Consider the following 22,985-nt stretch of genomic DNA (forward strand, 5'->3'; position numbering starts at 1 on the left):
TAAGGATCATTGCATGACCCAACGACACGTAATCAACGCCTCGGTCAGCCCGAAAGGCAGCCTGGAAACCCTTTCTCAACGTGAAGTTCAGCAACTGAGCGAAGCCGGCTCCGGCAGCACCTACACCCTCTTCCGCCAGTGCGCCCTGGCCATCCTCAACACCGGCGCGCATGTCGACAACGCCAAGACCATCCTCGAAGCCTACAAGGACTTCGAAATCCGCATTCACCAGCAGGATCGCGGCGTGCGCCTCGAACTGCTGAACGCCCCGGCCGACGCCTTCGTCGACGGCGAAATGATCGCCAGCACCCGCGAGATGCTGTTCAGCGCCCTGCGTGACATCGTCTACACCGAAAACGAACTCGACAGCCAACGCATCGACCTCAGCACCTCGCAAGGCATCAGCGACTACGTGTTCCACCTGCTGCGCAACGCGCGCACCCTGCGTCCGGGTGTGGAGCCGAAAATCGTCGTGTGCTGGGGCGGTCACTCGATCAACACCGAAGAATACAAATACACCAAGAAAGTCGGCCACGAACTGGGCCTGCGCAGCCTCGACATTTGCACCGGTTGCGGCCCCGGCGTGATGAAAGGCCCGATGAAAGGCGCGACCATCGCCCACGCCAAGCAGCGCATCCATGGCGGGCGCTACCTCGGCCTGACCGAGCCGGGGATCATCGCCGCCGAAGCGCCGAACCCGATCGTCAATGAGCTGGTGATCCTGCCGGACATCGAAAAACGTCTGGAAGCGTTCGTGCGTGTCGGCCACGGCATCATCATCTTCCCGGGCGGTGCCGGTACCGCCGAAGAGTTCCTGTACCTGCTGGGCATCCTGATGCACCCGGACAACGCCGGCCTGCCGTTCCCGGTGATCCTGACCGGGCCGAAACATGCCGCGCCGTATCTGGAGCAACTCGATGCGTTCGTCACCGCCACCCTCGGCGATGCGGCGAAACAGCACTACGAGATCATCATCGACGACCCGGCCGAAGTCGCGCGGCAGATGACCGCCGGCCTCAAAGCGGTGAAGCAGTTCCGCCGCGAGCGCAACGACGCGTTCCACTTCAACTGGCTGCTGAAGATCGACGAAAGCTTCCAGCGCCCGTTCGATCCGACCCACGAAAACATGGCCAACCTCAAACTGCACCGCGACCAGCCGCCCCACGAACTGGCGGCCAACCTGCGCCGCGCGTTCTCCGGGATCGTCGCCGGCAACGTCAAGGACAAGGGTATTCGCCTGATCGAAGAACACGGGCCGTACCAGATCCGTGGTGACGCGGCGATCATGCAACCGCTCGATGCGCTGCTCAAAGCCTTCGTCGCCCAGCACCGGATGAAACTGCCGGGCGGCGCGGCGTATGTGCCGTGCTATCGCGTGGTGGCGTAACTCTTCCGGCCCCCTAATGTGGGAGCGGGCTTGCTCGCGAAAGCGCTGTGTCAGGCAACATTGATGTTGACTGACACGGCCTCTTCGCGAGCAAGCCCGCTCCCACAGGATCTGGTGTGTGGCGCGCAGGGTATTTCCAAGCGGAGTCCCCTGTGGGAGCGAACCTGCTCGCGAAAAACCAGCATCAACCTTATCCCACCAATCGCGCCGCCAACGCCTTGGCCTGCAACGCCACATCCGTCACCGCCGTGCTCTCCCACCACATCCCGCGCAACGGTGGCCCCATCGCGAACAATCGGCTGCCGGCCTGCCCTTCAGCGTCCAGCACCGCACCGTCCACCGCCGCTGCAATCCCCAACGCCAACGGCCCCGGCCGCACCAGCCCACGCGCCAGCAACTGCTGCGGCAGCGGTCGCGCGACGCGGCGCCAGTCGTATTCGATGCCGCTGGAATTGATCAGCGCCGCCCCCTGCAGCACACAGCTTTCTGCCTCGCCGCGACGCCGAATGCAAATGCTCACACCCTCGCCCTCCACCGGCTCAAGCCCCTGGAATGACGCCGCCTGAATCCGCAACCGTCCCTCGCTGTGCAAGCGCTCAACCAGCGCCGCACTCAACGGCGGTGACCGGTGATGATGACTCTCCCACCACGGCCGCACATGGCGTACGAATTGTCGACGCTGCAGGTCAGTCGCCTGACTCCACAGCCGTCCGATATGGGCCCGCACCGTGTCCAGCGGCGCCTGCCAATCGATGCCCTGAGCGATCGCCTCGCGGCAATGCCTGCGCAGCTCGCGCAACAACTGTCGAGGTGTGCGAATGCTCTGATCTTCGGCAAGAAAATCCACCCACGCCGGCGGTTGCCGACGCACATGGGGCAACAGTCCGTGACGGGAAAACACTTCGATCGGCCCGCGATGACCGGCCTGCTCCAGTGAAACCACGGCATCGACCATGGTCAGGCCGGAGCCGATGATCAGCACAGTCGACTGCGGATCGAGCTGACGCATGGCGGCGACATCCCACGGATCAAGCGCAGCAGCATTCAGACCGCTGGACTCTTTCTGCGGCGTGCGGGCGGCGGGGAACATGCCCGTAGCGAGCACGGCATAGGCGCCACGCAACCGTCGACCGTCGTTCAAACTCACTTGCACCGAATCGGCCTCGCTTTGCAGATCGACGACTTCGGCACAGATGTGCTCGACGGTCGAACCGTGCCGCGCACCAACGACTCGCGCCTCGGCCAGACGCTGCTGCACATACACGCCAAACAGCCCGCGCGGCGGGAACAGCTCACTGATCGGCACATTCTGCTCGGCAGATTCCGGCCAGCCACCGGCAGCGATGTGCGCGGTGAGCCATTGAGTCAGGTCATCGGGGTTATCGGGGTCGACACTCATGCGCGCCGCATTGCCGTTGAGCGTGTGGCCCAGTTCGACGGCGCTGTAAGCTTCACCGCGACCGAGTTCGGCGCGCGGTTCGATGATCAGGATCCGACGCTGGCCGGGCAGTCGCAGCAATTGCACGGCCAGCATCGTGCCGCTGAGGCCACCGCCGATGATCAGGATGTCTGCGTTCTGACTCATTCAAATCACCACATTGCGCACAAAACGCACCGCTACCGGCCCGTCATTGCGATAGCCATGCGGCTGGTTGCTGGCAAACATGAAAAACTCGCCGGTCGCAATGGTATTGGTCACCTCACCCACCGTTAGCGTCAGGCAACCTTCGAACACATAAATCTGCTCGCTCCAGCCATCGGCATCCGGTTGCGACGGATAGACCTCGCCCGGTTGCAGGCACCATTCCCACTGTTCGACTTCGCGGGTGGCGGTGGCCTTGGACAGCAGCACCGCTTTGCTTCCGGGAATGGAGCCAGCCCATGCTACTTCGTTGATGCGGCTCGGGTCGCGCGCGTCGGGGGCCTGGATCAGGTCACTGAATGCCACATCGAGCGCTTCGGCGACGCGGTCGAGAGTGGTCAGGCTGACATTCTTTTCCCCGGCCTCGATCGCCACCAGCATGCGCCGACTGACGCCGGACTTTTCGGCCAGCGCGGTCTGGCTCATGTCAGCGGCGTGGCGCAGGCGCCGGACGTTGTGGCTGACGTGTTGCAGGACGGACGCCCGTTGGCTGGAATCTTTGTGCACTATATTGCTCACTCGGTGGGGTTGGGCAGTATACTGCGCAACGTTGGACGCATTGTGCGTCCTGCCTTTTATAGTGCGCAAGGACATGACGTCAGTGAACAGCTCCCCCACGCCTCTTCGCTTCTCCCGTTTCAGCAAGGCCGAGTGCGTGCTGGTGCTGATCACCATGGTCTGGGGCGGTACGTTCCTGCTGGTGCAACACGCAATGACCGTCAGCGGCCCGATGTTCTTTGTCGGCCTGCGCTTTGCCGCTGCGGCCGCCATTGTCGCGCTGTTCTCCTGGCGCCACTTGCGTGAACTGACCCTGTTCGAGCTCAAGGCCGGATCCTTCATCGGCGTGGCGATCATGCTCGGTTACGGCTTGCAGACGGTTGGTCTGCAAACGATCCCGAGCAGTCAGTCGGCATTCATCACCGCGCTGTACGTGCCCTTCGTGCCGTTGTTGCAATGGCTGGTGCTGGGCCGTCGACCAGGGTTGATGCCGAGCATTGGCATCATGCTGGCGTTTACCGGTTTGATGTTGTTGTCCGGGCCGTCCGGGGCTGCGCTGAATTTCAGCCCCGGCGAAATCGCCACGCTGATCAGCGCCATCGCGATAGCCGCCGAGATCATTTTGATCAGCACCTATGCCGGTCAAGTCGATGTACGCCGGGTGACCGTGGTGCAACTGGCGGCGACCTCGGTGCTGTCGTTTCTGCTGGTGGTGCCGACCGGCGAAGCGCTTCCGGATTTTTCCTGGACCTTGCTGGTGACCGCATTGGGTCTCGGCGCGGCGAGTGCGGCGATTCAGGTGGCGATGAACTGGGCGCAGAAAAGCGTTTCGCCGACCCGGGCGACCTTGATCTACGCCGGTGAACCAGTGTGGGCCGGGATCGTCGGGCGGATCGCCGGGGAGCGTTTGCCGGCGATTGCCTTGGTTGGCGCCGGGTTGATTGTGGCGGCGGTGATTGTCAGTGAGTTGAAGACCAAGGGGAAGGTTGTCGAAGAAGACGCTGAGCTGGAGCGGGAGACCCAAGGTTAATCCGCAATATCTTTAGTGCCTGAACCGTAGCTATCGCGAGCAGGCTCACTCCTACAATTGAAATGCGTTTCCCCTGTAGGAGTGAGCCTGCTCGCGATGAGGCCATTCCAAGCAATATCCATCTACCTGAAACAATGCCAAACCAAATTTTTCAGACTACTTTGTAGGATTCTGAGACATCCTCGGGTTTGGTAATCAGGGAGCTGGCACGTATGATGCTTCACAAACTTCCGCAGATTAGAAGCCTATGTCCCTGATAGTTCTACTGCTTCTGCCATTCATTGGCAGCTGTCTGGCAGCGGTGCTGCCACACAACGCGCGTAATACCGAATCCCTGTTGGCAGGTCTGGTCGCTCTGATCGGCACCGTGCAGGTCGCGCTGTTGTACCCGCAAATCGCCCATGGCGGGGTGATCCGCGAAGAATTCATGTGGCTGCCCAGCCTCGGTTTGAACTTCGTCCTGCGCATGGACGGCTTCGCCTGGCTGTTCTCGTTGCTGGTGCTGGGCATCGGCGCGCTGGTCTCTTTATATGCGCGTTACTACATGTCGCCGGACGACCCGGTACCGCGCTTCTTCGCCTTCTTCCTGGCGTTCATGGGCGCCATGCTCGGGCTGGTGATCTCCGGCAACCTGATCCAGATCGTGTTCTTCTGGGAGCTGACCAGCCTCTTCTCGTTCCTGTTGATCGGCTACTGGCACCACCGCTCTGATGCCCGACGTGGCGCCTATATGGCGCTGATGGTCACCGGTGCCGGGGGACTATGCCTGCTGGCAGGGGTCATGATCCTCGGCCATGTCGTCGGCAGCTATGACCTGGACAAGGTCCTGGCCGCCGGCGATCAGATTCGCGCACATGCCCTCTACCCTATCCTGCTTCCCCTCATCCTTATCGGCGCCCTCAGCAAAAGCGCGCAGTTTCCCTTCCATTTCTGGCTGCCGCACGCAATGGCGGCGCCCACCCCGGTTTCGGCTTATCTGCACTCGGCGACCATGGTCAAGGCCGGGGTGTTCCTGCTTGCGCGCCTGTGGCCGTCGCTGTCCGGCAGTGAAGAATGGTTTTACATCGTCAGCGGCGCCGGTGCGTGTACGTTGTTGCTCGGCGCCTACTGCGCAATGTTCCAGAACGATCTCAAGGGTCTGCTGGCCTACTCGACCATCAGCCATCTGGGCCTGATCACCCTGCTGCTGGGCCTGAACAGTCCGCTGGCAGCCGTTGCCGCGGTGTTCCACATTCTCAACCACGCGACCTTCAAGGCCTCGCTGTTCATGGCCGCGGGCATCATCGACCACGAAAGCGGTACCCGTGACATCCGCAAACTCAGCGGTCTGATCAAACTGATTCCGTTCACCGCGACATTGGCCATGGTCGCCAGCGCGTCGATGGCCGGCGTGCCGCTGCTCAACGGCTTCCTGTCGAAAGAAATGTTCTTCGCGGAAACCGTGTTCATCAACGCCACTGCGTGGGTCGAAGCAGCGTTGCCGATTGTCGCGACCATCGCCGGTACCTTCAGCGTCGCCTACTCGTTGCGCTTTACCGTCGACGTGTTCTTCGGCCCGACCGCTACCGATCTGCCACACACCCCGCACGAACCGCCGCGCTGGATGCGTGCACCGGTCGAGCTGCTGGTGTTCACCTGTCTGGTCGTCGGGATCTTTCCGGCCCAAGTGGTCGGCCCGCTGCTCGCAGCCGCCGCGCTGCCGGTGGTGGGCGGGACCTTGCCGGAATACAGCCTGGCGATCTGGCATGGGCTGAACGCGCCGATGATCATGAGTCTGATCGCCATGTCCGGTGGCATCGTGGTCTATCTGCTGCTGCGCAATCAGCTCAAGCGTGGTCGCTTCAAATATCCGCCGCTGGTGGGCCGCTTCAACGGCAAGCGCCTGTTCGAGCGCAGCCTGGTGCTGATGATGCGCATGGCCCGTCGGGTCGAACGCCGCCTCGGCACCCGCCGCCTGCAAATGCAACTGTTCCTGATGGTCCTGGCGGCAGTGCTCGCCGGCCTGATCCCGATGTTGCACAGCAGCCTGAGCTGGGGCGACCGGCCGAAGATTCCGGGTTCCATCGTGTTCGTCACCCTGTGGCTGCTGGCGATTGCCTGCGCCCTCGGCGCCGCGTGGCAGGCCAAGTATCACCGTCTCGCCGCCCTGACCATGGTCAGCGTCTGCGGGTTGATGACCTGCGTGACCTTCGTCTGGTTCTCGGCGCCGGATCTGGCCCTGACGCAACTGGCGGTGGAAGTGGTGACCACGGTGCTGATCCTGCTCGGCCTGCGCTGGTTGCCACGGCGGATCGAAGAAGTCTCGCCACTGCCGTCGAGCCTGCGCAAGGCCCGCGTGCGCCGCTTGCGCGACTTGCTGCTGTCGATTGCCGTCGGCGCCGGCATGGCGCTGCTGTCCTACGCGATGCTGACACGGCAGACGCCCAACGACATTTCCTCGTTCTACCTCAGCCGGGCCATGCCCGAGGGCGGTGGCAGCAACGTGGTCAACGTGATGCTGGTGGACTTCCGCGGCTTCGACACCCTCGGTGAAATCACCGTGCTGGTGGCGGTGGCGCTGACCGTGTTCGCCCTGCTGCGCCGCTTCCGCCCGCCGAAAGAAAGCCTGCAGTTGCCGGCCCAGCAACGTCTGCTCGCGCCGGACGTGGTCACCGATCTGGTCAACCCGCGCAGCGCCAGCGACACCGCGCTCGGTTTCATGATGGTGCCGGCGGTGCTGGTGCGCTTGTTGCTGCCGATTGCGCTGGTGGTGTCGTGCTACCTGTTCATGCGCGGTCACAACCAGCCGGGCGGCGGTTTCGTCGCCGGACTGGTGATGTCGGTGGCGTTCATCCTGCAATACATGGTCGCCGGTACGCAGTGGGTCGAAGCGCAAATGAGCCTGCGACCGCTGCGCTGGATGGGCACTGGCCTGCTGTTCGCCACCGCCACCGGTCTCGGCGCGATGGCGGTCGGTTATCCGTTCCTGACCACCCACACCTGGCATTTCGCCTTGCCGCTGCTGGGCGAGATCCATATCGCCAGCGCGCTGTTCTTCGATATCGGCGTGTACGCCGTGGTGGTCGGCTCGACGCTGCTGATCCTCACCGCCCTCGCCCACCAATCGGTGCGTGGTCACAAGACCGCGTCGCTGCCCAAGGCCGTCGCCAGCAAAGGAGCCGTCTGATGGAAGAAGTCATCGCAATCGCCATCGGCGTGCTCGCCGCGTCCGGCGTGTGGCTGGTATTGCGGCCACGGACATTTCAGGTGGTCATGGGCCTGTGCCTGCTGTCCTACGCGGTCAACCTGTTCATCTTCAGCATGGGCAGCCTGTTCATCGGTAAAGAACCGGTGATCAAGGACGGCGTGACACAGGATTTGCTGCACTACACCGATCCGCTGCCGCAGGCACTGGTGCTGACGGCGATCGTCATCAGCTTCGCCATGACTGCGCTGTTCCTGGTGGTGTTGCTGGCGTCGCGGGGCCTGACCGGCACCGACCACGTCGACGGCCGGGAGCCCAAGGAATGATGGCGATGACTCACCTGATCGCGGCACCGATCCTGCTGCCGCTGCTGACCGCCGCCATCATGTTGATGCTCGGCGAAAAGCACCGACCGCTGAAGGCGAAAATCAATCTGTTCTCAAGCCTCGTCGGCCTGTTCATTTCGGTGATGCTGCTGCAGTGGACGCAAACCACTGGTGTACCCGGTTCCATCGGCGTGTACCTGCCGGGCAACTGGCAGGCGCCGTTCGGCATCGTGCTGGTGGTCGATCGCCTGTCGGCATTGATGCTGGTGCTGACCGGGATCATCGGCGTCAGCGCCCTGCTGTTCGCCATGGCGCGTTGGGATGGCGCCGGGTCGAGCTTCCACGCGCTGTTCCAGATTCAACTGATGGGCCTGTACGGCGCCTTCCTTACCGCCGACCTGTTCAACCTGTTCGTGTTCTTCGAAGTGCTGCTCGCGGCCTCTTATGGTCTGTTGCTGCACGGTTCGGGTCGGGCGCGGGTATCGTCGGGGCTGCATTACATCTCGATCAACCTGCTGGCCTCGTCGCTGTTCCTGATTGGCGCGGCGCTGATCTATGGCGTCACCGGTACGCTGAACATGGCCGATCTGGCGCTGAAGATTCCGCTGGTGCCGGAAGCCGACCGGGGCTTGCTGCACGCCGGCGCGGGGATTCTTGCGGTGGCATTCCTGGCCAAGGCCGGCATGTGGCCGCTGAACTTCTGGCTGGTGCCGGCCTATTCTTCGGCCAGCGCACCGGTAGCGGCGATGTTCGCGATCATGACCAAGGTCGGCGTCTACACCCTGCTGCGTCTGTGGACGCTGCTGTTTTCCGGGCAGGCCGGGGGCTCGGCCTTCTTCGGTGGCGAATGGCTGATCTACGGCGGCATGGCGACCATCGCCTGCGCCGCGCTGGCGATTCTGGCCGCGCAACGCCTGGAGCGCATGGCCAGCCTGAGCATTCTGGTGTCGGCCGGGATTCTGCTGTCGGCGGTGGGTTTCGCCCAGCCAAACCTGATCGGCGCGGCGCTGTTCTACCTGGTCAGCTCGACCCTGGCACTGAGTGCGCTGTTCCTGCTGGCGGAGTTGATCGAGCGTTCGCGTTCGGCCAACGAAATCCCGCTGGAGGATGAAAGCGAGTTGCTGCCGCGTCCGCAGGAATCGCTGCAACCGCCCAAAGGTATCAACCTCGATGACGAGCAGAAAGCCGTGGTCGGTCAGGTCATTCCGTGGACCATGGCGTTTCTCGGCCTGAGCTTCATCGCCTGCGCGCTGCTGATCATCGGCATGCCGCCGCTGTCCGGATTCATCGGCAAGCTCAACCTGATCGGTGCGCTGCTCAATCCGTTGGGTCTGGGTACTGATGCGCCGATCTCGAACGCTGCATGGGCGTTGCTGGCGCTGCTGATCCTGTCCGGGCTGGCCTCGTTGATGGCATTCTCGCGCATGGGCATCCAGCGTTTCTGGACGCCCGAGGAGCGCCCTTCGCCGCTGCTGCGCAAGCTCGAATGCGCACCGATCTTCCTGTTGCTGGGACTGAGTATCGCGCTGACCTTCAAGGCCGAACCGCTGCTGCGTTACACCGAGGCCACCGCCGACGCGCTGAACAACCCGCAGCAATACGTGATGGCGGTGCTCGGCACCCGCGCCGTGCCCAGCCCTGAAGCCAAAGCGGCGATGCTGGAGGTGCAGCCATGAAGCGCGTATTTCCGGCACCGTTGCTGTCACTGGCGTTGTGGGTTTTGTGGCTGACGCTGAACCTGTCTGTCAGCCCGGGCAACCTGCTGCTCGGTGCAATCCTCGGGTTCGCCGCACCATTGATGATGCGCAAGCTGCGCCCGAAACAGGTGCGCATCCGCCGTCCGCTGAAGATTTTGCGCCTGTTCGTGATGGTCGGTCGTGACGTGATCCTCTCCAACCTGATCGTCGCCTGGGGCGTGATCAACGCCGGTCGCCGCCCGCCGCGCTCGCGCTTCGTCAAAGTCCCGCTGGACCTGCGCGACGCCAACGGTCTGGCGGCGCTGGCGATGATCTGCACCGTGGTGCCGGGCACCGTGTGGTCGGAGCTGGCGCTGGATCGCAGCATTCTGCTGCTGCATGTTTGGGATCTGGATGACGAGGCGCACTTCATCCACCACTTCAAGACTGCCTACGAGCAGCCGTTGATGGAGATTTTCGAATGAGCCCGTTGCTGTCGAACGCGATTCTGCTGACGCTGTTCCTGTTCTCGCTGGCGATGGTCCTGACCCTGATTCGCCTGTTCAAGGGGCCGTCGGCACAGGATCGGGTACTCGCTCTGGATTACCTGTACATCGTCGCCATGCTGATGATGCTGACGCTGGGCATTCGTTATTCCAGTGACACTTATTTCGAGGCAGCGCTACTGATCGCGCTGTTCGGCTTCGTCGGCTCGTTTGCCCTGGCGAAATTCCTGCTGCGTGGCGAGGTGATCGAATGACTGCTGAATTGTCGCTGTGGGTGGAGATTCCGGTGGCGGTCCTGCTGGTGCTCAGCGGGGTGTTTGCGCTGATTGGCGCGACCGGATTGCTGCGCATGAAGGATTACTTCCAGCGCATGCATCCGCCGGCGCTGGCCTCGACGCTGGGCGCGTGGTGTGTGGCACTGGCGTCGATCATCTGTTTTTCGGCACTCAAGTCCGGGCCGGTGATGCATGCCTGGCTGATTCCGATTCTGCTGGCGATCACCGTGCCGGTGACCACGTTGCTGCTGGCGCGGGCGGCGTTGTTCCGCAAGCGCATGGCGGGGGATGATGTGCCGGCTGAGGTGAGTAGTCGCAGGACCGAGAGTGGTAGCTGAGGTTTTATATTGTCTGCAATGACGCCATCGCGAGCAGGCTCACTCCTACAGGGGAACGCATTCCAAATGTAGGAGTGAGCCTGCTCGCGATAGCAATCTCCAGATCACCTCAAACCTCAAACCTCAGACCCAGGCCACCGCCAACAACCCCGCCCCCAACACCAGACACAGCGGCGAATACACCCAGGTATCCAGCCGCGCAAACCGCGACCCCTTCACTTCCTTGAAAAACCCCACCAGATTCGAATCGCCGATCGCCCGGGCGAACATCAATAACGCAATCGCACTGATCACCCATTGCAACGCCTTGTGATGCACCGCCGGCATGCCCCAGCCGACCCGCATGCACACAAGCGCGGCGATCACCAATAATGCCGCCGCCACCAGCAAGGTGATCCAGCCTGACGGTTTGAATGCCGGTCGCACCGTCGCCACCAATCCTCGCACCGGCACTTGCGGTACCGCCGCCACCGCCGCCCACTGCCCACCCAGCGCCCAATACACGTGTACCAGGGCAATTGCCGCAAATATCGTCACCAGCCATTGAGCCAACACAAAGGTCATGGTCAAGAATCCTTTCGGGGGATTTGAACAAAACATCCTAGTTGGCATTTTTTGAAGTGCACGACCGATCAGCGGTACGGTAAAGTGCCGCCCCATGAAATTCACCCGTTCCGATCGCTCACTGCTGGCCTGGATGCTTTATTGCTGCGTCCTGTTCAACGTGTTCGCCTGCAGCATCGGTCACGGGCAAATGGTCGGGATGCAGCTCAACGGCATCGGCGGGCAGTTCTGTACGGTCGACCCGGCCACCCAAGCGCCACTGACCAGCAATCCCGGCGAAGAACAATTGCCGACCCTGTCCAAGGCGTTCGGCTGCCCGCTGTGCTCGGTCGGCGGCGGCATGGGCCCGGCGTTCAACTCCAGCCTGACCCTCGCGGTTCTGCCCGAGCAACACAGTCCGCCACTGGCGCCCATCGTCAGTGCCGACCTCCCTGCCCGCTTCACCTGGCCTTCGGCCAATCCTCGCGCCCCACCGCTCGCCTGATTGTCCTTGCCTTTTTGATTTTTCAGCTCACTGCGCCAACGCGCGGCGTTCGCCTGTGCGCTGATTCCTAGACAAGCATTCAGGATTCAACGATGAAACATATTCCTTTGCTGGCGAGCCTGTGCGGCTGCCTGTCCCTTAACGCCTGGGCGCAATCCACCGTGGATCTGGCGCCGATCACCATCGACGGCGAATCCACCAGCGAACCGGGCCTGAGCCTCGACCAATCCAGCGGTATGGCTTCGCGCCTCGGCTTGAGCGTGCGCGACACGCCGGCCTCGGTGGCCGTCGCCAACCGCAACGACATCGAACGCCACGGCGCACAGAACTTCCAGGATGCCGCCAACACCCTGCCCGGGGTCAATGCCAGCGCGCCGCCGGGCTTTGGCGGATTCGTCTCCTATCGCGGTTTCACCAGTAGCCAGATTACCCAGATGTTCAACGGCGTCACCGTCTCCGGCGGCCTCGCCCGGCCAGTGGATTCATGGATCTATGATCGAGTCGAACTGGTGGGCGGCCCGTCGTCGCTGATCAACGGCGCCGGCTCTGTCGGCGGCTCGTTGAACTACGTGACCAAACTGGCGACCCGCGAAGAACAAGCCGTCGAAGGTCGGGTCAGCTACGGCAGCTACGACACCACCGAAACCGCGTTCGACCTCAACCACGCGCTGACCGACCCGAGCGCCGACGTGCAGCACTACGCGCGGCTCGATGTCAGCCACAACACCAGCAACGGTTACATCGACCGTCAGGAGCGCGATGCCTGGAGCGTGGCGTTCTCGTTGCTCAGCGACCTCACGCCGGATCTGTCGCACACCCTTGCCCTGGAATATCAGGACGAACACGAAGACAGCCCGTACTGGGGCACGCCGGTACTCAACCCCAAGGCTGGCGAGTTGAAAATCGACAAACACAACCGCTTCAACAACTACAACGTCGAGGACGGGCGCTACGAACAGCGCACGATCTGGGTGCGCTCGATCATCGACTACCGGATCAACGACAGCACCACCCTGCGCAACACGCTGTATCACCTCGACAGCCAACGCGATTACCGCAACCTCGAAACCTATCAGTACAACGCCGACAACACGGCGGTGAACCGCTCCACCGCCTATCAAGTGCGGCATCAGGGCGAGCAGAACGGCGACCAGTTCGAACTGCGTCACGACAACACCTTGTTCGGCCTCGACACCACGTGGTCCGGCGGTTTCGAGTACAAGGTCAACCAGACCACCAACTCGCCGCTGAATATCAAAGGCGCGAGCACGGTCGATCCGAACCACTACCGGCCAGGGCACTTCTACGACATTCCCGGCACCAACCCGGCGCTGATCAGCGACAAGACCAACGAGGTCACCACCAAGGCGCTGTTCGTGGAAAACCGCCTGGCACTGACCGACAAACTGGCGTTGCTCACTGGCCTGCGTTACGACGACATCGACCTCGACGTGACCAACCATCGCACCGTGACGGCCGCCAATCCCAAGCACCTCAAGCGCAGCTGGGAGCCGGTCACCGGGCGCGTCGGTCTGACTTACCAGTTCATTCCATCCGCCAACGTCTACGTGCAGTACAGCACCGCCGCTGAACAACCGAACGGCACGCAGGACTTCGATGTTTCGACCGGCAAGCAATGGGAAATCGGCAGCAAGTTCGACTACCTGAATGGCCGTGGCTCGGCGACAGTTGCCGCGTACACCATCGAGCGCAAGGACTTCGCCGTGACTGACCCGCTGGACCCTACCAGCAGCATTCCGGTAGGTCAGCAAACCTCGAAAGGCATCGAGATCGCCAGCTCCCTGCGGATCACCGACAAGCTGTTGGCCGAAGGCAACTTCGCCTGGGTCGATGCGCAATACGATGACTTCACCGAAAAGAACGCCGCCGGCGTGGTGGTTTCGCGCAAGGGCAACACGCCAACCAACGTTCCGGACCGGGTGGGCAATCTATGGCTGACGTATGATTTTTCGCCGCAATGGCAAGGTGGGGTCGATGCGCGGTATGTGGCGTCGGTGTATGCAGACACAGCGAACACCATGACCGTGCCGTCGTACACGCTGTTCGGCAGCTTCCTCAGCTACAAGGTCGACTCGCACACCACCGTCACCGGCCGGGTGCGCAACCTGACCAACGAGGTATATGCCGAGTTTGCGCATGTTTCGCCGGCTTACTATCTGGGTACGCCGCGTACCTTTGAATTGGCGGTACAGACCAAGTTCTAAAAGCCTGAAAGCTTCGCGAGCAAGCCCGCTCCCACAGGAGAACGCGTTCCAATTGTGGGAGTGAGCCTGCTCCCACAGGAGCGCGCGTTCCAATTGTGGGAGTGAGCCTGCTCCCACAGGAGAGCGCGTTCCAATTGTGGGAGCGGGCTTGCTCGCGAAGGGGCCAGCAGTCTCAACGTTTATTTCAGATCAGCCGCCACCTTCTCCGCCACATCCTTCGGCACCCACGCCTGCCACACCTGCGGATGCGCCTTCATGAAGGCCTCAGCCGCCTGCCGTGGTGCGGTGTGTTTCTCGCTCATCTCGGCCAACGCCTTGTTCAGCGGCTCGATCGGGAAATCCACCTTGCTGAAGAAATCCGCGATCTGCGGATATTGCTTCTGGAACGGCGTAGACACCCCGATCGACAGCTTCGATGCCAGCGAACGGGTCGGTTTCGGATTGGGGTTATCGGCATCGGTCAGGGTCTTCCACGCCTCGGCATCGAACGGTGGCTCTTCCAGCTGCACCAGTTTGAATTTGCCCAGCAATGGCGTCGGCGACCAGTAATAGAACAGCACCGGTTTGCCCCGACGGATCGAAGAGCTGATCTCGGCATCCAGCGCCGCGCCCGAGCCACTGCGGAAATTGGTGTAATCGTCCTGCAGGCCGTAAGCGGTCAGTTTCTGCTTGTTCACCACTTCCGAGGTCCAGCCGATCGGGCTGTTGAGGAACCGACCCTTGCTCGGGTTTTCCGGGTCCTTGAACACGTCCTTGTATTTCTTCAGGTCGCTGACACTGCGCAAGTCCGGCGCCAGTGGCTTGATACCCTTGGCCGGGTCACCCTTGATCACGTACTCCGGCACCCACCAGCCTTCAGTGGCACCCTTGACCGTATCGCCGAGACTGACGACCTTGCCCTCCGCTTCAGCCTTGACCCACACCGGACTGCGCCCGGCCCACTCTTCGCCAATGACCTGAATGTCATTGTTGGCCAGCGCGGTCTCAAGCGTGATGGTGGTGCCCGGCAGCGTATCGGTCGGCAGGCCATAGCCCTTCTCGACGATGATCCGCAGAACATCGGTGATCAGGCTGCCGCTTTCCCAGTTCAGGTCGGCAAAATGAATCGGTGCCTGTGCCGCCGCTGCCGGCTGCGCGGCCGTCAGCACACCGAACGAAACCACGCTGGCGGCCAATAGCCGTCGAATTCCTTTCATGCTTTGCACCTCGTGCTGTTCACAGCAATAACAGGATGGCCTGGCAGAAGACCGCAAGCCTCTGAATACTCAGTCAACTGACTGTAGCCGAGGTTCCTGCTTTTTCCGGGCAGCAGTCCCGGCGAGGTTACGTTTCAGACTTTTCCTGCAAGCTTTGCAGCTCGCGTCTGACCATGCTGGCGTATTCCGCAGGCCGCAAGGTGTAGAGCTGCGCTGCCACCCAGTTCAGCCACGCGCCCTGCAATTCGGCTTTGGCGTTGAACAGGCGCAATGCCTCCTCACGCGCACGGTCGAGGTTCTGCGAATGGAAGTCGGCGCGACTCACACCACCGATCACTCGCTGGCCTTGAACGTGATCAGTTCGCCCTTGCGCCACTTCGCCGCTTTACCGGTAACGGCTTTCAGGGTCTTGGTCAGGCCTTCCTGCAGTTGCTGGTGCGCGGCAAACACCGTCACCACGCTGTGGCCTTCCTTGAACAGGATCGCGTGACCATCCGCTGTATCGACAAAGGCATAGTCGCCGAGGCCGTACACCGTCAGTTTGATTTCGCGAAAGCGGATGTCCATCTTGCCGCCTTCACGGCTGGGCAGAACGGCCGCGCTGAAATGATCGCCGACCTTGAGCTTGAGCCCCGGTTTGTCATCGACCACCAACGCACTTTCGGTGTCGATCTCGGCCACGTAAATGCCTTCGGCGTTCTGTTCGGTGATGTAAACAAAACGCGACTGGAACAGCTTGACCAGCTTTGCACGCAAATCACCCAACACGAACAAAGCATGCATATCGAGGTTACTGACTGCCAAAGAAACATCCCCACATCTGAAAAAGTACCCGGCGCCAAAACGCGCACGGCAAAAAAACGGCCAGGCCGATGCTGTTACCGAATGACTTCAGTACACCTGAAACAAGCGGAGCGCCCATACATCACAAGTTCGCAAGACTACTGGAAAGTCAGGCGAGAAACTTGCCTCGACGTTCGCCAGGCCTTGAAGGAAAAATCTTCATTGAAGCGCAACGAAGACGGACTACAAACTTTAGGGAAAAAACTGACGAAAAAAAGCCCTTTTCCGACATATCGCCGGTAAAAAATTGCTTTAGATAGGCACCTGTCGCCAGCAGACACTGGCGATTCTAGAGCAGCGATGCTCCTTCCGACTACCCGAACCGGCCCTTAAACGTCGGTCAACTCATGAAAAGGACTTCATATGTGCACTCTGACCCACTTTGCCCAGCCTTCCAACCCAGGTCTCGACAAGCCGTTCGTATTGCAAGGCACCCATCTGGCAGAACTTGCGGAGCACGGAGCAGGCAATCACAGACCGCGATTTCAGGTCGTTCCGGCGGGTACCGCGTTCTTTCATATCAAGGAATCTTCCACCGGTCGTGTAAGAGGTTTCCGCGAAGACCACAACGAAGCGTGCGCCCTCGCCCGTTTGCTTGAATCACGGATCGAACTCTTGTCCAACGGCTGCCTCAGATAAAGAGCGAGCGACAGCGCCATTCCGGCACACGCAAAAGGAGTACACGATGGAACTGCCTGCATATGATCTGAAAACCCTGTTCGACCAACTGGGCCTGCCGTCGGAAAACGGGGCAATCGACGATTTCATCGAAGCGCATCCGCTGGATGCCAACACCAAGTTGATCGATGCCGAGTTCTGGACACCGCAACAGGCGCAACTGCTGAAGGAGTGGCTGCGCGCCGACGGCGAAGAAGCGGTGATGGTTGATGAATTGAACCTGCGCCTGCACAAAAAAGATCAATAAATGTCAGTGCAGGCTGTCGCCCGGCTCGGCCATCAATTGCGCGAGCCAGGCAGCCTTGCACTCCTCCGCCTCGTCGCGACTGGCGAACGCGGTGCCACGCCGCTCACCGTTGAGCAATACCACCCAGCACACGCTCCGGCCCATTGCGCGCAATCCGGCGGGCACGCCACTGCCAATCATCACCGCGACATCGACTCTGCACATACTGACCTCTCGATTTCATTAGCTACCTAACTAACGGCCATGTTAATGACTTCGTCGCAGAGGAAACAGCAACGCCCGTGCACAGATTCATTGCGCGAGCGGTAACAATCGATCAGCGCGGATTCTCTGGTTTATAACCCAGGCGCAAACCGCCCCAATGCCGGCCCTTGACCATGATCGGCACCGACAAGTCGTGCATCAGCTCCCCGGTATCGCGGGTGTAAGTCTGCAACAACACCGCCTGTTGATGGCTGCCGCAGCGGATCCCGGTGCGGTCGGCGAATTTGCGTTTGGTGCGGTTGCCCACCGCGTCCACCTGCTGGTCACCGGTCAATGGCTGACTGAACGCCAGGTTGTGCGTCGGCACATAACCCTGCTGCGTGCAGGCGATGGCGAACACCAACCCTTCATGACGCGGCAGCAGGGGCTCCTGAATCGCCGGCAATACCTGATCGGTGTAGCGATCGAAACGGGTCTGAAACTTCGCCGGTTGGGTGCCGGGAATCGGTTGATATTGACGGTCGAACAAATCCTCAAGGCTGATCCGCCCCTGCTCGACATCCGCCTCGAACCGCGCCGCAATCTGACTCGCGCCCTCACGCGCCAGGTCATAGACGCGCTGGTGATAGTCATCCAGACCGACTTCGGCCAGACGCTCGCTGATGGTTTCCGCCTGCCCCTCCATCTGCACAGCGGCCTCGGCCAGACGCCGGGTTTGTTGATCGCTGATCGCCAGATCGCTGCGCATCTGCTCGATGGCCTTGAACAGACTGTCGAGCTGCTCGCGATTGGTTTCCGCGCCACGGGCGATTTCGCCGACCTGACTTTCCACCCCCGCTGCCAGCCGCGCGATGTTTTCCAGATGCTGGCCGGTGTTTTCAACTTGTTCGACACCGATCTGCAGATCGCTGGACAGCTCGCGGATCTGCTCCACCACTTGCGCCGTGCGCTGCTGAATATCGGCGACCATTTCTCCGACCTCGCCGGTCGCGGAGGCCGTGCGGGCTGCCAGACCCCGCACCTCATCCGCCACCACCGCAAAACCACGGCCATGCTCGCCAGCCCGCGCCGCCTCAATCGCGGCGTTGAGGGCCAGCAGATTGGTCTGGCTAGCGATGGACTGAATCACCAGCGTCACCCGTTGAATGTCATCGCTGCGCAGGCTCAGGGCTTCGATCAGCTCACGACTGGCGTTGGCGCGTTGACTGAGTTGATGCATGCGTGCAATCGAATCCACCAGCTCGGTGCGCCCCGCCGCGCTGCTGTGATGCGCCTCGCTGGCGGCGTCCAGCGCTTCACGGCTGAGCTGCGAAGTGGCGTGTTCGGTGGCGATCATCACTTCGGCGTTACTGACAATCTGCGCCGCCGCGTCGAGTTGCGATTCAAGTTTGCTCGCCAGTTGCTTGACGGAAAACGCCACACCGGCGGCTGACAGCGCGTTATGACTGGTGGTGTAGGAAAGATCGCGGGTGAGTTCGGAAATCGCGCTGCCGGCATCGACAGGCGCAGCATCGGGGATGGCACGCGAGCGCAGGCGCGGCAGCCAGACAATCAGCACCACCAGCGGCAGGCCGATGTACAGCGACCATCCACCCAGGGTCATGCCGGCGAGCAACAGCATCAGGGCGATGCTTTGCAGGGTCGGAGCGATCCAGCGGTTTTTCGGCAACAGCACTGGTGCGGGCAAAGCCCCAACCAGAGATCCATCTCTCGTCATATCAACACCCCACGCTTGTTCTCATTGTTGTGACTGCATTAAACGCCACTAGAACGCCATTATCCATGGTCCGTTAGTCGTGGAGTCTGCAGCAGGTCAATGGAACGACGCGCAAAATATCGCAGACGAGCAAAAGCAAAGATCGCAGCCCCGTCAGCTCGTGTAGGAGCTGCCGAAGGCTGCGATCTTTTGCAGGCGCCCCCCATTCAGGGGGCAGCCATGGAATCAGGCCTGACGCTGGTGCTTGTCGATCTGCTCGTGACGCTCTTGAGCTTCGATGCAGTACTTGGTGGTCGGGCTGATCAGCAGGCGTTTCAGGCCGATGGCCTCGCCGCTGTCGTCGCACCAGCCAAAACTGTCTTCCTTGATGCGCTCAAGGGCTTGTTCCAGTTGCGGCAGCATGCGCTGGTCGCGATCGATCGCGTTCACCAGCCAAGTGCGCTCTTCTTCAACCGAAGCCGCGTCCGCCGGGTCGGCCGGAGTGTCCAGGCTTTCGATGGCGATACGGTTTTGCTCAATGCGCTCGTGGGTTTCGACTTTCATGTTCTGCAACAGCTCAGTGAAGAAAGCGTGTTGCTCGGCATTCATGTAGTCATCTGCCGGCATGGCCAGCAACTTGTCCTTTGTCATTGATATCTCTATAAAAAAACGTGCATTAAGGCGAAATAGGGAGCGTTCCGGCGAACCGTGTCCGGTCGACGAAAAGGCATCGTTTATTGCAAACGCCACCCGGCACTCAATTTACGAAGGGGCGGCAGTCTAAGGCCGGTTTGAGGCCTCAGCAACTGTAAATACCGGGAATTTGTCCGACAACAGCCGTAAACAGCTCTGACACAGGCTTCATGGCGGTCATCGGAGTGCGTTTATAGCAAGAAATTCAGTCGAGCGGCTGGATATAGAAGACAAACGGCTAACCGCTGGTGCCTCATCGCGAATTTTTCTTCGCCCGGTGCATCGTTTCAGCCAAGCAGAACCCCAAAAGCCCTCCTAACATCAGCCACTACCCAGCACTTTGTGGCGAGGGAGCTTGCTCCCGCTGGACTGCGCAGCAGGCCCAATAATAGGGGGCCGCTTCGCGACCCAGCGGGAGCAAGCTCCCTCGCCACAGGTTGAACGATCAGCCCGAAGGATAACTTATGCCCCGCCCCGATCTGCCGGCCAACGACGAGCGCCCCCTCGCCAGCCCCCCGATCAATGCCGAGCGTCTGCTGCAACTGATCACCGACGAATACGACACCCTGCCGCGCCAACTCAAACGCATCGCCAGCTACATGAGCCAGCAAAGCGACCGGATCATGGTCGACCGCATCAGCGACATCGCCCGGGAATGCGAGGTGCATCCGTCCGCCATCGTGCGTTTCTCGCAGCGTTTCGGTTTCAGCGGCTTCAGCGAAATGCAGGCGCTGTTCCGCGCCGCCTACACCCACAAAGCCTCGCCGGTGCACAACTACCAGCAACGCATCCGCAGCATGATCGCCAACCAGTCGCAGCAAGCCAGCGACGGCGACCTCGCCCGCGAATGCATCGACGCCACCCGCTCCGGCATCGAACGTCTGGGCCGCGAACTCGACGACGTCGCGTTCGAAAAAGCCGTCGACCTGATCGTCAACGCCGACAACATCTATGTGGTCGGCGTACGTCGCTCCTTTGCCGTCGCCGACTACCTTGTTTACAACTTGCAACACACTCACAAGCGCATTCACCTGGTTTCCGGGCTGGGCGGCAGTTATCGCGAGCAGATGCGCAGCGTGCGTAGCGGTGATTTGGTGATCGCCATCAGCTTCACCCCCTACGCCAAGGAAACCCAACACTGCCTGCGCTACGCCCGCCAGCAACAGGCCAACACCCTGATCCTCACCGACAGCCACCTCTCGCCCTTGGCCAAAAACGCCAACAGCCTGCTGCTGGTGAATGAGGGCAGCGCACTGGCGTTTCGTTCGCTGAGTGCGACCTTGTGTTTGTGTCAGGCGTTGTTCGTGGCGGTGGCGTATCGGCTGGAATTGAATGTGGACGAGATTCACGAACAAGCCGAGTTTGACGACTGACATTTGCCTCAGGCTCGGCTAGGTTATGCCTTCCCACCGGTTCGACTTGAAGGAACGCGTCATGAAACTGATCGGCATGCTGGACTCCCCTTACGTGCGCCGCGTGGCGATCTCCGCCAAACGCCTCGGCATCGACCTCGAACATGAATCGGTCTCGGTGTTCCGCCACTTCGAGCAATTCCAGCAGATCAACCCGGTGGTCAAGGCGCCCACGCTGATCCTCGATGACGGCGTGGTCCTGATGGACTCCACCCTCATCCTCGACTACCTCGAAGCCGCCAGCGGCAAAAGCCTGCTGCCGAGCGACCTCCAACAACGCGCCCACGCCCTGCGCCTGATCGGCCTCAGCCTCGCCGCCTGCGAAAAAGCCGTGCAGCTCTACTACGAACGCAACCTGCGCCCGGCCGACATTCAATACCAGCCGTGGGTCGAACGCGTCGAAGGCCAACTCGCCGCCGCGTTCACCGCCCTCGAACAGGAACTGGAAAAAACCGGCGTGCCCACCGACGGCACCCTCACCCAGGCCGGCATCAGCCTCGCCGTGGCGTGGAGCTTCACCGGCCTCGTCGTCCCCGACCAGATCGACACCCGCCGCTACCCGCACATCGCCCAATACACCGCGTACGCCGAAACCCTCGAAGCGTTCGTCAGCACCCCGATGACCTGACCATGAGCAGCACCGACACTGCCGCCCCGGCGTTAAAGGAAATCTTCAACGCCGAACGCCTGCAACATATCGCCAGCGAGATGAGCGCCGTGTACCCGGCGTTCAAGGCCAAGGCGTTTCTCAAGCACGCCAACCAAGGGCTGGCCGAACTCTCTGTGATGCAACGCATGGCCCGCGTCAGCGAAAGCCTGCACGCCGTGCTGCCACTGGACTACGAAGATTCCCTCGAAGTCCTGCGCGAACTCGCCCCCCGCCTCAACAGCGGATTCGTCAGCATGTGCCTGCCGCACTACGTCGCCAGCTACGGCAGCCACGCCTTCGATACCTCGATGCAAGCACTGAAATACTTCACCACCTTCGGCTCCTCCGAATTCGCCATCCGCCACTTCCTGCGCAGCGACCTCGAACGCGCGCTGGAACTCATGCACGACTGGACCCAAGACCAAAACCACCACGTCCGCCGCCTCGCCAGCGAAGGCACCCGCCCTCGCCTGCCCTGGTCATTTCGCCTGGAAGCCGTGCAAGCCAACCCGCAACTGGCTGCCGGAATCCTCGATCGGTTGAAAGCCGACGAGATTCTGTACGTGCGCAAGTCCGTGGCGAACCATCTGAACGACGTGACCAAAGAGCATCCGGAATGGGTGCTGGACACGATTGAAGGCTGGCCACTGGAGAACAAACACACGGCGTGGATTGCCAAGCATGCGCTGCGCAGCTTGATCAAACAGGCCGATCTGCGTGCGCTGACGGTGATTGGTGCGGGGGCCAAGGCTGAGGTTGAGTTGCTGGATGTGCGGGTTGAGCCGGCGGTGGTGAGGTTGGGTGAGGCGATTACGTTGTCGTTTACGGTGAAGTCGACGGTGACGCATGAACAGCGGTTGGTGATTGATTATGCAATTGACTATGTGAAGGCGAATGGCGGGGTTTCGGGGAAGGTTTTCAAGTTGAAGACAGTGGTGTTGGCGGGGTTTGGGGAAGTGGTTGTGGGGAGGCGGCAGGTGATTCGGGATTTTACGACGCGGAAGCATTTTTTGGGGCGGCATGGGGTGAGGGTTTTGGTGAATGGGGAGGTTTTGGGGAGTGCTGCGTTTGAGATTGTTGCTGATTGATACCACCAACAGATTCCGTTGATCTGGCGGGACTAGGGCTGATAGAGAATTACGGATGGGGGCTGCTTTCGGCCAGAAGCAGACTGTCAGTTACCTCTAAAAAGGGGGGCTTGGTAAAGTTACTCACCAGAGCAGCGTTTCCCA

At 61.2% G+C, this 22,985-nt stretch carries 24 protein-coding genes; 15 read left to right on the plus strand and 9 right to left on the minus strand.

From position 1 onward, the window contains the following. The first annotated feature begins 13 nt into the window (after nucleotides 1–13). The gene (ppnN, locus tag AC1RBR_RS15845; RefSeq protein WP_027612974.1) at nucleotides 14–1,387 is read left to right on the plus strand and encodes a nucleotide 5'-monophosphate nucleosidase PpnN; all 1,374 of its coding nucleotides are present in this window, start codon (nucleotides 14–16) and stop codon (nucleotides 1,385–1,387) included. A gap of 190 nt (nucleotides 1,388–1,577) precedes the next feature. Here ppnN and AC1RBR_RS15850 read toward each other — a convergent pair whose 3' ends face one another. Together AC1RBR_RS15850 and AC1RBR_RS15855 are read right to left on the minus strand one after the other, a co-directional pair. Next, a complete protein-coding gene (locus tag AC1RBR_RS15850) occupies nucleotides 1,578–2,972 on the minus strand; it encodes an FAD/NAD(P)-binding protein (protein ID WP_492565445.1) in 1,395 nt (464 codons plus the stop codon). Further along, nucleotides 2,973–3,536, minus strand: coding sequence for a helix-turn-helix domain-containing protein (locus AC1RBR_RS15855; RefSeq protein ID WP_150368875.1), 564 nt, complete (start codon nucleotides 3,534–3,536; stop codon nucleotides 2,973–2,975). Between the two features lie 85 nt (nucleotides 3,537–3,621). Here AC1RBR_RS15855 and AC1RBR_RS15860 point away from each other — a divergent pair, with 85 nt between their 5' ends. From AC1RBR_RS15860 to AC1RBR_RS15890, 7 genes are all read left to right on the plus strand, one after another. Then, nucleotides 3,622–4,557 carry a DMT family transporter gene (locus AC1RBR_RS15860; RefSeq protein ID WP_095136486.1) on the plus strand — a complete coding sequence of 312 codons (936 nt, stop codon included), beginning with the start codon at nucleotides 3,622–3,624 and terminating at the stop codon, nucleotides 4,555–4,557. Between the two features lie 247 nt (nucleotides 4,558–4,804). Next, on the plus strand, nucleotides 4,805–7,723 hold the full coding sequence (locus AC1RBR_RS15865) for a monovalent cation/H+ antiporter subunit A (RefSeq protein ID WP_123586729.1): 2,919 nt from the start codon (nucleotides 4,805–4,807) through the stop codon (nucleotides 7,721–7,723). Beyond that, nucleotides 7,723–8,067, plus strand: a complete 345-nt coding sequence (locus tag AC1RBR_RS15870; RefSeq protein ID WP_003225953.1) for a Na+/H+ antiporter subunit C — start codon at nucleotides 7,723–7,725, stop codon at nucleotides 8,065–8,067. Before AC1RBR_RS15865 ends, AC1RBR_RS15870 begins: the two co-directional genes overlap by 1 nt. Next, a complete protein-coding gene (locus AC1RBR_RS15875; protein WP_492565447.1) occupies nucleotides 8,064–9,743 on the plus strand; it encodes a monovalent cation/H+ antiporter subunit D in 1,680 nt (559 codons plus the stop codon). The genes AC1RBR_RS15870 and AC1RBR_RS15875 overlap by 4 nt, the downstream gene beginning before the upstream one ends. Next, nucleotides 9,740–10,228, plus strand: a complete 489-nt coding sequence (locus AC1RBR_RS15880) for a Na+/H+ antiporter subunit E (RefSeq protein ID WP_492565449.1) — start codon at nucleotides 9,740–9,742, stop codon at nucleotides 10,226–10,228. The genes AC1RBR_RS15875 and AC1RBR_RS15880 overlap by 4 nt, the downstream gene beginning before the upstream one ends. Then, nucleotides 10,225–10,503, plus strand: a complete 279-nt coding sequence (locus tag AC1RBR_RS15885; protein WP_003225959.1) for a K+/H+ antiporter subunit F — start codon at nucleotides 10,225–10,227, stop codon at nucleotides 10,501–10,503. The genes AC1RBR_RS15880 and AC1RBR_RS15885 overlap by 4 nt, the downstream gene beginning before the upstream one ends. After that, on the plus strand, nucleotides 10,500–10,862 hold the full coding sequence (locus AC1RBR_RS15890) for a Na+/H+ antiporter subunit G (protein ID WP_492565451.1): 363 nt from the start codon (nucleotides 10,500–10,502) through the stop codon (nucleotides 10,860–10,862). The genes AC1RBR_RS15885 and AC1RBR_RS15890 overlap by 4 nt, the downstream gene beginning before the upstream one ends. 123 nt (nucleotides 10,863–10,985) lie before the next feature. Here AC1RBR_RS15890 and AC1RBR_RS15895 read toward each other — a convergent pair whose 3' ends face one another. Next, nucleotides 10,986–11,426: a DUF3995 domain-containing protein gene (locus AC1RBR_RS15895; protein ID WP_098964385.1), complete on the minus strand. Its 441-nt coding sequence runs from the start codon at nucleotides 11,424–11,426 to the stop codon at nucleotides 10,986–10,988. A 94-nt stretch (nucleotides 11,427–11,520) separates the two neighbouring features. Here AC1RBR_RS15895 and AC1RBR_RS15900 point away from each other — a divergent pair, with 94 nt between their 5' ends. Continuing rightward, nucleotides 11,521–11,910: a DUF2946 domain-containing protein gene (locus AC1RBR_RS15900; protein WP_097090306.1), complete on the plus strand. Its 390-nt coding sequence runs from the start codon at nucleotides 11,521–11,523 to the stop codon at nucleotides 11,908–11,910. Between the two features lie 92 nt (nucleotides 11,911–12,002). Then, nucleotides 12,003–14,135, plus strand: a complete 2,133-nt coding sequence (locus AC1RBR_RS15905; protein WP_492565453.1) for a TonB-dependent receptor — start codon at nucleotides 12,003–12,005, stop codon at nucleotides 14,133–14,135. Nucleotides 14,136–14,314: 179 nt separating this feature from the next. On the opposite strand, the gene AC1RBR_RS15910 is transcribed toward AC1RBR_RS15905, so the two are convergent. From AC1RBR_RS15910 to AC1RBR_RS15920, 3 genes are all read right to left on the minus strand, one after another. Next, nucleotides 14,315–15,331 (minus strand): ABC transporter substrate-binding protein, encoded by a 1,017-nt coding sequence (locus AC1RBR_RS15910; protein ID WP_253150194.1) that lies wholly within the window; start codon nucleotides 15,329–15,331, stop codon nucleotides 14,315–14,317. A gap of 127 nt (nucleotides 15,332–15,458) precedes the next feature. Continuing rightward, nucleotides 15,459–15,656 (minus strand): hypothetical protein, encoded by a 198-nt coding sequence (locus AC1RBR_RS15915; RefSeq protein ID WP_492565455.1) that lies wholly within the window; start codon nucleotides 15,654–15,656, stop codon nucleotides 15,459–15,461. An 8-nt stretch (nucleotides 15,657–15,664) separates the two neighbouring features. Then, on the minus strand, nucleotides 15,665–16,135 hold the full coding sequence (locus AC1RBR_RS15920; RefSeq protein WP_007966910.1) for a hypothetical protein: 471 nt from the start codon (nucleotides 16,133–16,135) through the stop codon (nucleotides 15,665–15,667). Between the two features lie 402 nt (nucleotides 16,136–16,537). On the opposite strand from AC1RBR_RS15920, the gene AC1RBR_RS15925 reads away from it, so the two are divergent. Both AC1RBR_RS15925 and AC1RBR_RS15930 read left to right on the plus strand, forming a co-directional pair. Continuing rightward, nucleotides 16,538–16,813, plus strand: a complete 276-nt coding sequence (locus tag AC1RBR_RS15925) for a hypothetical protein (RefSeq protein WP_492565456.1) — start codon at nucleotides 16,538–16,540, stop codon at nucleotides 16,811–16,813. Nucleotides 16,814–16,859: 46 nt separating this feature from the next. Further along, nucleotides 16,860–17,099, plus strand: a complete 240-nt coding sequence (locus AC1RBR_RS15930; RefSeq protein ID WP_492565458.1) for a DUF2789 family protein — start codon at nucleotides 16,860–16,862, stop codon at nucleotides 17,097–17,099. Between the two features lie 3 nt (nucleotides 17,100–17,102). Here the strand turns inward: AC1RBR_RS15930 and AC1RBR_RS15935 are convergent, their stop codons facing one another. The 3 genes from AC1RBR_RS15935 to AC1RBR_RS15945 all read right to left on the minus strand — a co-directional run bounded on the left by AC1RBR_RS15935 (nucleotide 17,103) and on the right by AC1RBR_RS15945 (nucleotide 19,650). Next, nucleotides 17,103–17,303, minus strand: a complete 201-nt coding sequence (locus AC1RBR_RS15935) for a hypothetical protein (protein ID WP_003225978.1) — start codon at nucleotides 17,301–17,303, stop codon at nucleotides 17,103–17,105. 112 nt (nucleotides 17,304–17,415) lie between these two features. Continuing rightward, entirely contained in the window at nucleotides 17,416–19,020 is a 1,605-nt protein-coding gene (locus AC1RBR_RS15940; RefSeq protein ID WP_492565460.1) for a methyl-accepting chemotaxis protein, read from the minus strand. Nucleotides 19,021–19,245: 225 nt separating this feature from the next. Further along, nucleotides 19,246–19,650, minus strand: a complete 405-nt coding sequence (locus AC1RBR_RS15945; RefSeq protein WP_003225981.1) for a TraR/DksA family transcriptional regulator — start codon at nucleotides 19,648–19,650, stop codon at nucleotides 19,246–19,248. A 506-nt stretch (nucleotides 19,651–20,156) separates the two neighbouring features. Here AC1RBR_RS15945 and AC1RBR_RS15950 point away from each other — a divergent pair. From AC1RBR_RS15950 to AC1RBR_RS15960, 3 genes are all read left to right on the plus strand, one after another. After that, nucleotides 20,157–21,065: a MurR/RpiR family transcriptional regulator gene (locus tag AC1RBR_RS15950; protein WP_492565461.1), complete on the plus strand. Its 909-nt coding sequence runs from the start codon at nucleotides 20,157–20,159 to the stop codon at nucleotides 21,063–21,065. Nucleotides 21,066–21,126: 61 nt separating this feature from the next. Then, entirely contained in the window at nucleotides 21,127–21,732 is a 606-nt protein-coding gene (locus AC1RBR_RS15955; protein WP_492565462.1) for a glutathione S-transferase, read from the plus strand. A 2-nt stretch (nucleotides 21,733–21,734) separates the two neighbouring features. After that, the gene (locus AC1RBR_RS15960; RefSeq protein WP_492565464.1) at nucleotides 21,735–22,841 is read left to right on the plus strand and encodes a DNA alkylation repair protein; all 1,107 of its coding nucleotides are present in this window, start codon (nucleotides 21,735–21,737) and stop codon (nucleotides 22,839–22,841) included. Nucleotides 22,842–22,985 lie beyond the last annotated feature (144 nt).

The sequence above is a fragment of the Pseudomonas sp. GW823-FHT01D03 genome, from assembly GCF_058798255.1.

What these genes read in the sequence shown, in the direction of transcription:
- AC1RBR_RS15900 (WP_097090306.1), top strand. Translation starts at nt 11,521, where the DNA reads ATGAAATTCACCCGTTCCGATCGCTCACTGCTGGCCTGGATGCTTTAT.
- AC1RBR_RS15945 (WP_003225981.1), bottom strand. Translation starts at nt 19,650, where the DNA reads ATGACAAAGGACAAGTTGCTGGCCATGCCGGCAGATGACTACATGAAT.
- AC1RBR_RS15870 (WP_003225953.1), top strand. Translation starts at nt 7,723, where the DNA reads ATGGAAGAAGTCATCGCAATCGCCATCGGCGTGCTCGCCGCGTCCGGC.
- AC1RBR_RS15895 (WP_098964385.1), bottom strand. Translation starts at nt 11,426, where the DNA reads ATGACCTTTGTGTTGGCTCAATGGCTGGTGACGATATTTGCGGCAATT.
- AC1RBR_RS15880 (WP_492565449.1), top strand. Translation starts at nt 9,740, where the DNA reads ATGAAGCGCGTATTTCCGGCACCGTTGCTGTCACTGGCGTTGTGGGTT.
- AC1RBR_RS15910 (WP_253150194.1), bottom strand. Translation starts at nt 15,331, where the DNA reads ATGAAAGGAATTCGACGGCTATTGGCCGCCAGCGTGGTTTCGTTCGGT.
- AC1RBR_RS15935 (WP_003225978.1), bottom strand. Translation starts at nt 17,303, where the DNA reads ATGTGCAGAGTCGATGTCGCGGTGATGATTGGCAGTGGCGTGCCCGCC.
- AC1RBR_RS15930 (WP_492565458.1), top strand. Translation starts at nt 16,860, where the DNA reads ATGGAACTGCCTGCATATGATCTGAAAACCCTGTTCGACCAACTGGGC.
- AC1RBR_RS15905 (WP_492565453.1), top strand. Translation starts at nt 12,003, where the DNA reads ATGAAACATATTCCTTTGCTGGCGAGCCTGTGCGGCTGCCTGTCCCTT.
- AC1RBR_RS15940 (WP_492565460.1), bottom strand. Translation starts at nt 19,020, where the DNA reads ATGACGAGAGATGGATCTCTGGTTGGGGCTTTGCCCGCACCAGTGCTG.
- ppnN (WP_027612974.1), top strand. Translation starts at nt 14, where the DNA reads ATGACCCAACGACACGTAATCAACGCCTCGGTCAGCCCGAAAGGCAGC.
- AC1RBR_RS15850 (WP_492565445.1), bottom strand. Translation starts at nt 2,972, where the DNA reads ATGAGTCAGAACGCAGACATCCTGATCATCGGCGGTGGCCTCAGCGGC.
- AC1RBR_RS15875 (WP_492565447.1), top strand. Translation starts at nt 8,064, where the DNA reads ATGATGGCGATGACTCACCTGATCGCGGCACCGATCCTGCTGCCGCTG.
- AC1RBR_RS15890 (WP_492565451.1), top strand. Translation starts at nt 10,500, where the DNA reads ATGACTGCTGAATTGTCGCTGTGGGTGGAGATTCCGGTGGCGGTCCTG.
- AC1RBR_RS15865 (WP_123586729.1), top strand. Translation starts at nt 4,805, where the DNA reads ATGTCCCTGATAGTTCTACTGCTTCTGCCATTCATTGGCAGCTGTCTG.
- AC1RBR_RS15925 (WP_492565456.1), top strand. Translation starts at nt 16,538, where the DNA reads ATGTGCACTCTGACCCACTTTGCCCAGCCTTCCAACCCAGGTCTCGAC.
- AC1RBR_RS15885 (WP_003225959.1), top strand. Translation starts at nt 10,225, where the DNA reads ATGAGCCCGTTGCTGTCGAACGCGATTCTGCTGACGCTGTTCCTGTTC.
- AC1RBR_RS15860 (WP_095136486.1), top strand. Translation starts at nt 3,622, where the DNA reads ATGACGTCAGTGAACAGCTCCCCCACGCCTCTTCGCTTCTCCCGTTTC.
- AC1RBR_RS15960 (WP_492565464.1), top strand. Translation starts at nt 21,735, where the DNA reads ATGAGCAGCACCGACACTGCCGCCCCGGCGTTAAAGGAAATCTTCAAC.
- AC1RBR_RS15955 (WP_492565462.1), top strand. Translation starts at nt 21,127, where the DNA reads ATGAAACTGATCGGCATGCTGGACTCCCCTTACGTGCGCCGCGTGGCG.
- AC1RBR_RS15950 (WP_492565461.1), top strand. Translation starts at nt 20,157, where the DNA reads ATGCCCCGCCCCGATCTGCCGGCCAACGACGAGCGCCCCCTCGCCAGC.